This window comes from Endozoicomonas sp. SESOKO1, from assembly GCF_024606265.1.
In the GTDB taxonomy this organism is placed as follows: domain Bacteria; phylum Pseudomonadota; class Gammaproteobacteria; order Pseudomonadales; family Endozoicomonadaceae; genus Endozoicomonas.
The window spans coordinates 1-7,186 of sequence record NZ_JAHHPP010000402.1 but is presented as its reverse complement, the minus strand read 5'-3'; the positions used below and the strand labels follow the sequence as shown (position 1 = coordinate 7,186).

Here is a 7,186-nt window from a genome sequence, read left to right as displayed (position 1 = left end):
CAGGGAAGGCGTGTTGAAACAGGAAGCCTGTTGGGTGACTAACGGGAATCCCCCAGCGAGCTAGCTGGGGGAGGATGTCAACTTGAAACAGGTTCAGGGAACTGGATACCCCGCACGATAGAGAAATCCATCTGACGGCGATCATTAATGGGTTACAGCGTCCAGAAAAAAGTGGTCATGCATCTATCGGGTTAACATATTTTCGAAAATCAATAACTGGTCATAATCTTCAGTGTTTACATACAACTCCATTTTGCCTGTCAGGGAATTCCTCTCTTCTAATTTTGTACAAAAGTTCAAATAAACATTGGCTATGTTCTCTAATGCTTCTATTTGTCGCCAACTCAGGGACTCATATATTGCTTTTACTGGTTGTGCATAAATATCCTGTTCATCTCTTTTAAACACCAGGAAAGCTTTGATAGCATCAGCTTCAACAAGCAGCACCTTGTTATCAGAACAACTCCCCGGATACTCTCTTCCCCTTAAACTTCCCCTTAAACTTCCCCTTAAACTTCCCCTTAAAGCGTCTACACTTGACGCCTGACTATCGCCAGCAGACTGATGCAAACGACCGTGACTTGATGACAAGCTATTCATTACTACTCCAAAAAATAATTTAATAAAACTGTATTTGATGAACTAAGTTTTTATGAAAAAGGAAATGATCAGCTACTTAACAATAAAATTCAGCTACTTCAATATTTATAGAATCAGGAAATTAATATGCAGCCCACTAATTTCACAGTGATTCAACAGCAAGATCCGGTTCATTCTTTTTCTGACAACACGCCCGCAGGCCCGCCTTCTGGCAATGGCAGCGGTATCTGCTCGATACCTCCAACTCTTGTGCCAGTGAATCAGTGGAATCAGGGGACGACTGACCAGAGCCTCTCCCTGAATGATTACTCTGTCGATGCTTGTGAGGTTGCCAATACCCTACAGGGGCAGATGCCCCCGACAACAGAATCGCCTTCCTGTCATCCCCGGGAGGGGTTCGGGACAGCCTCATCCCTGCCGTTCCAACAAGGGGTTGACGGCGCCAGATTGCTGCGGGAGATAGACCTTGCCAGGAATCATATCCAGTCCCACATGGACAGGCACTATCCCGGCAAATTTGCCCTGACCATTCCCGACAACGATGCCACGACAGTGATTGCCGAATTTGTGGCCCCTTTTGGTTGGTGGGAAGGGGCGTTTTACCGGGTTGAGTTCGGTTTCAGCAACACTGACAAGCACAATGAAGGGCCATCGGTCAGGGTCAAATTGGCCCCGCCGGTTGCCCATCTGTTTCATGAAGAGTTGTGCCTTGCCCAGGTCATTCCCCACAGTGCTTTTCCGTTCTATTGGAAAGGAGAAGTTGCCGCAAAATACAGCAGCTACAATTTTGACCGGGTTCAACAGATGATGAATGTGATTAATTTTCTCATTATGGACACCGATTTCTGGGACGAGGGAGAAGGCAACACGATGGGTTATCCTGATCCCAAAAGCCTTAGCCAATCCTGGTGTGGTCGCTTAAATGTGTTTCAACAGAGAAAGTTCATAAAATTTTCAGGCTCCAAGGGTCTTGAAATGCTGAAACGCCATATTTCAGAGAAGATAGCCTCAGTGAACCATCAAGCCAAAAAGGATAGCTGCAGTTCTCTGTTATTCGAATCGGATCCGGAAATGATCCTCCAGCAAAAATTTATGGGTCTGGTATTTTCCCGCATTAAGCTCACAGAGTACGACTGTTCTGAATTATCCATCCCCGACAGTAACCTTAAACGGTTAACGATCTATTCCCGCGAGGATTTGTCAAGCTGCGTACCGGTGTCACCCATTGTTATCGAACCCGATGGCGAATGGAGGCGGCAGCTGTCCACCAAAAATCAGGTTGAGGTGACGCTTGAACATAATGGGGAAAAGTACACCACTGCACACAAGGCGGATTACTTTTACCCGGTACAGCTTGATCCACAGGGAAGGGTCGCCGAATTTCATATCACCGCTGATAACCAATTTTTCACCACCGACCGCAAGGGCAAAATCGAGACATCCGGTGCTGAATATAACGATTCTGGATCTGGATCATTATCGGCAAGTAAAAGGCCAGCAGTTGATAATGTCCCGAAAACTTCCAGCCTCCATGGATTGACAAGGGTACTGGCACATAAACTTCTTTCTATGACAAGTGCCTACCATCACTTGGAAGGCATATATCATGGCAACAAGGAAATTAAGGACAATGATGAATTAACCGCAGTAATTACCCATTTAAGAAATGAAATAAGTGACAATAACCGCAACCGGAAAAACACCGGAAAACTGGCGGTTATTTTTGTTAAACAACCCACTGAAAAATCGGACTGGAGTAACCTTAAGAGCTGGAAAGCACTATTAAAACCGACCAAAACCATGGCTAAGGTCAGTAATCTGGCCACACAGTACGACCTCACCATTTCCCAGGAAACGCCTGCAACCACCCAGCGTTATCGCAATGGCATGCAGTGGGGCGTTGAAGCCAATGCCTGGCTACCGATGATGGACAGGGAGATGCAGGATTATGAAAAAATCGCGGTTATTAAACAGCTGGCTGACTTTGCCCGCAAAACATTAAAGTTACCCCACAAAAGGGATGCCATTACCGCCTGTGATGCCAATAACATCATCATGAAGTCCATGACCATGACCATGGTAAATGCACTGAAAGAGGGCAAGGATTGGCTCCCTTCCCAATGCTTCCTGGATCTTATGGTGAATGCCATCAATACCCACCACGAGATCGGTGAGTTATATGCCGATATGAAGTATCGGAACCTGAAATTAATGAATCATGCCTTCTCAGGAACGCTCAACAAGAAGAACCTGAAAGACTTTGCATTTCTGATCAACTATCTGGTGTCTGCCTGGAACCAGATGGGCGACATAAGTGAGCAGGAACGGGATGCATTAAGGCCAAGGCTGGTCATTAATGCCATTATTGAATATCTGGTCAGGGTCATGGGGCGCGAAGCCAAAAATCCTGAGGCATTTGCCCAACAGGGGCTGGATAATGAGGCGGAACTCACGCCGGACAAGATCATTAACGCCGCAAAGACTGGCTTCAGTGTGGTTGCCCATCAACTGACCCTGCTTGATTTCTTATTACGCCGCCGGGAATCCTTTAGCAAGCTGACAGAGGCTGAGCGGGAACAGTTACAAAGTCTGGTGAAACAAATTCAAGGATTTGTTTTTGCCGACCACGATGGCAAATATGCCCAGCTGATGCAACGCCTGTTCCCTGTTGCAGGCTACTGGACACGCCCTGTTGATTTTGCCTCGGCAGAACATGAGCAAGCCATCATCAAGACAGTACTGGAAAAATTCCATGAAAGGGCCGGGCAGTTGTCATCAGGTGCCAATACGGATTCCGGACAGCCAATGGAAAAAGCGGACGGAACAAAGGCGCCAGGTAAGGCATTCGCTGTTACCGATGACACCGAGTATGAACGTGTTGATAAATGCCTGGGTGAACAGCTGGCACGACTGAAATTACGTAAAAATATACCGGTAGAGGAAGATGGCCTTACCAGGTATCAGCAAAGTTGTCACCACTGCGGTGACACCTATACCACAGAAAATCCTCTGTATGAAACGAGAAATCCGGTAAAAATTAAACGACAAGAGAAGGGTTTTGTCTACCGTTCCGGAATGCCTCTCCATCAGGAATGCAAAAGGAAAAGACGGGAAGACACGAAAAACGCCATGTCCCTGATCGGTGCCCTGAAAAACAATTACCCTTATGCACCCAAAAAAGAACAGATGAACGACCTGCAAAGAAATACAAAAGATCAATCATGCCCGGTGATGCTTAATATACCTCTCGCTCCCTCTTAGTGAAAAATATTTTACTTACACAAGCTATATAATCCTTTACCGAAATGAAAAAAACGTATTTCAACTCCCAATAAAACCAGTACTACTTTATATTCAATAATGATCATGCTCTTAAGGATGATTATTGCTTCACGGGAATAATAATTAACGGACTAGAAAAATGTAAATCAAGCAAAGCACTAATTCTTATGCAAAAGCTTGGAGTTATTTATGTTTCTACAATTTATTTCTGCCTATCAATCATTCTGCCCTGAGCCAGCCTGCCTGCCATTTATCATTCAAGCTATCCAATCAACCTGTTAAAAAACAATTTCAGTATTTGCTATCTGATTGGTTAATCAATAATTGTTTTTTTATTGTTATTTTTTCAATTAGCACATGAGGATTAAATTATGGATTCATTGTCACGGCCCACGACAGTTTTGGCGACCCCTCTGGGGTCATCTGAGAATGTGCACTTCCCTCCCGAACATGACCAGACTGGCATGGCTGGCGGGCGCAAGGTGTCTTACCAGGATCAATTGGAATGCTTTGAACGCAGCGGCATGGCCGCCATCAGGGATCATGAACAGGCCAGCCGTGGCAAATTATCGCTGGCAACGTCCGGCGTGAGAGGTTTTTTTAAATTATTATTGTCCTTCAAAATCGCGCAGACTGCCGCTGATGGCGCAATGTTTTTGCATGGCCGACTGACCAAAGAGCCATTCCATGCAAAAATGGACGAAAACCTCGAATTAATCATGCACGATATTTCAAAGGGAAATATTGCTGAATCCGTTAAGTTTGATCCCAAAACATACATGGAATGCATGGATCAATTTGTTTTGGGTGAGAGTATCAAGCTGCCTGATATTCTGCTTCATGAGCTTGATAAGGTATTAGTTAAAAGCCTGACCACCAGAGATAAACAGGATAATGTTGGACAGAACATTGAACAGAACATTGAACAGGACGTTGCCCGTTTTTTAGAGAATCACCAGAGAGCATTGCAAACGATCAGCTTAAGCCCGGAGATCATGAAAGCCATTGACCAGGGGAATGGCATACTGACCCCCAGGATTCTGCTGGCAAAGCTGGCACGTGATATAAAAATATCCGGCGGTACGATTGATGAGAATACCGCCCGAACCTTCGCAAACGACTGCAGGAAAGTGGCTGATTATTACGACCAGAGAACCGCAATGTCACTTTATGCAAAGTCTCTGTCCAATATGAAATTGATGGAAGTCGCCACCAAACCGGAATTCAGCAAGCTGGATGCACTCAGGAAAGTGCTGAATCAAACCACTGACTTCCTGATGGGTACCGTGCCTTATATATACATGTTCGTCGTGGCTAATCTTATTATTGATCGCAATGGCTCCGGCGCTACCAAAATAGACAACTTCAATGAGTTTATGGATGACAACTTCAGTCACCTCAACCAGACTGAGTTGCATGATATCAAAAGCTTTGCCAACAATTATTTCACCACCAATACGGTTGACGAATTCGCCCTGAAGTGGGGCAACCTGTTGCCAACCACCATGGCAATCAGCCTCTATTTTCTCAGCACCCTCAGGTTGGCCGTTAATTTCAGCTCCCCGGAAAAGCAGGAAACCTTTGTTAACCAGGGGATGGCCAGACTACTCAATACTTACCAGTTAATGCTCACGGAATCCGGTCAGGCGGCTGAAAAAGCTGCACCGGCAACAGTTCAACCGGAAACCGATGATGCCAGTCCCCTGAAACGGTCCGGGGCTTATCAATCAATTCCGCAAAAAATTGAAGTGTCAGATGAACAACCAGCCGGGGTTGGGGAGGAAACCGACAAATCAGCACTATTGACTGAAACTCATACCCATAATGTGGATGAACCATCCCAACCTGCCCATGATATGGATGAACCGTCCCAGCCTGCTCAGGACATGGATAGCTCGTCCCAACCCGCCCATGATATGGACAAACCATCTCAACCCGCCCTTGATATGGATAAACCATCCCAACCCGCCCATGATATGGATAAACCATCCCAACCCGTCCATGATGTAGATAAATTGTCCCAACCCGCTGTTGATGGAGACCATGGAGACTATGTCACGATCTGCCTGGATGATATCGCCAGCCAGCCCGACCACCTCAAGTCTGCTGCCATTGCCCGTGCCTATTTCAGCCACTTGTCCGGGTCACGGGAGAGCAAGCTGAAGGAAGTCTACGTTATGTTTTCCGGTGGCCTGATTGGCATCCGTGCATTGAATAATGTCGCATTTGAAGGAAAGGATGCCACGCCGGATGTACCGGTCCGGGACTGGATCTACGATAATATCTGCTCAAAAATCATTATCCCCCTGTCGGCTATTGAAAACCGCGGGGTAATCGACAAGATGATGTCTGAGCAGGAGAAATCAAGAGTCATTGGCTGCCTTGGCAAGATGATGGACGGGCATGAACTCACCCATGAAGAAGAAGACTTTATGAGGGGCGTAATGGATATGCGGTCAGAATCGCACTATGGTTTCGCCAAATACACGAACTCCGTCCTGACCGCTGCGTTTATGGCATTTCACCTTGGCGTACTGTTCACTGATTTTATAACGGCGGTCCGGCATCCGGAAGGGAAGTCAGCGCTGGATCCGGTGTTCAATGTATCCATGGGACTCATGGACCTTGGACTCATCTACAAGCTTTTTTACCGGCCAGCCCTTGAGGTTCTGAATATGGGTACATTTGCCATGCAACACGGCTGGAAAAATATTTCCCGCTATTTTGTACTGGCCGCCTGGAATGTTATTGGCCGTTCCATTACCTCCGCACCGGCACTCCCCTTATGGAACCTGAATACAACCAATACCGATACACTGGCGACGCTGGTTGACAGTGCCGGTACCACCGGTCATGACCAATCCACTCATACCAATCTGCAAAAAGCCTCTCTTGAGTCTAATTTTGCCCAGGCAAAATCACTGTTGCATTTATTCGAGTCCAATCAATCGCTGTGGCATCAGGCGTTTCCGGACAGGGCTGCCGGAACCCTTCCACCACTCTCGAAAGATGACTTTGCCCAGTTCCTGTCGCAACGTCTGGATCATGTTGCCAGTGACCTGGAGCTATTTACCCAGATGCAGCATGCGCCGCAGCTCGCCCCTGATAATATGAAGCCCGGGAGTGCAAAGCCTGTGAGAGAGACGATGGTGTAGTTGGATAAGTAAACGGGCTACATGAGCCGCTGATGTGAAGTGATAAGCATGAAGATTTGAGCCTTAAGACAAGACAGCGTGAGGAGTCATAGCCCTAGGAGCCTGTCCGAGAATAGCGCCCGTAGCGAGGATGGCAGAAAATTGAGGAT

General features: G+C 46.7%; 3 protein-coding genes. 2 read left to right on the top strand and 1 reads right to left on the bottom strand.

Annotated features, from left to right (window positions below; translation table 11 throughout):
* Nucleotides 1–183: 183 nt before the first annotated feature.
* Complete coding sequence (locus tag KDK13_RS18320; RefSeq protein WP_257286443.1) at nucleotides 184–600, bottom strand: hypothetical protein; 417 nt, start codon at nucleotides 598–600, stop codon at nucleotides 184–186.
* A gap of 126 nt (nucleotides 601–726) precedes the next feature.
* On the opposite strand from KDK13_RS18320, the gene KDK13_RS18315 reads away from it, so the two are divergent.
* Together KDK13_RS18315 and KDK13_RS18310 are read left to right on the top strand one after the other, a co-directional pair.
* A complete protein-coding gene (locus tag KDK13_RS18315) occupies nucleotides 727–3,861 on the top strand; it encodes a hypothetical protein (protein WP_257286442.1) in 3,135 nt (1,044 codons plus the stop codon).
* Nucleotides 3,862–4,253: 392 nt separating this feature from the next.
* Nucleotides 4,254–7,037, top strand: a complete 2,784-nt coding sequence (locus KDK13_RS18310; RefSeq protein ID WP_257286441.1) for a hypothetical protein — start codon at nucleotides 4,254–4,256, stop codon at nucleotides 7,035–7,037.
* Nucleotides 7,038–7,186 lie beyond the last annotated feature (149 nt).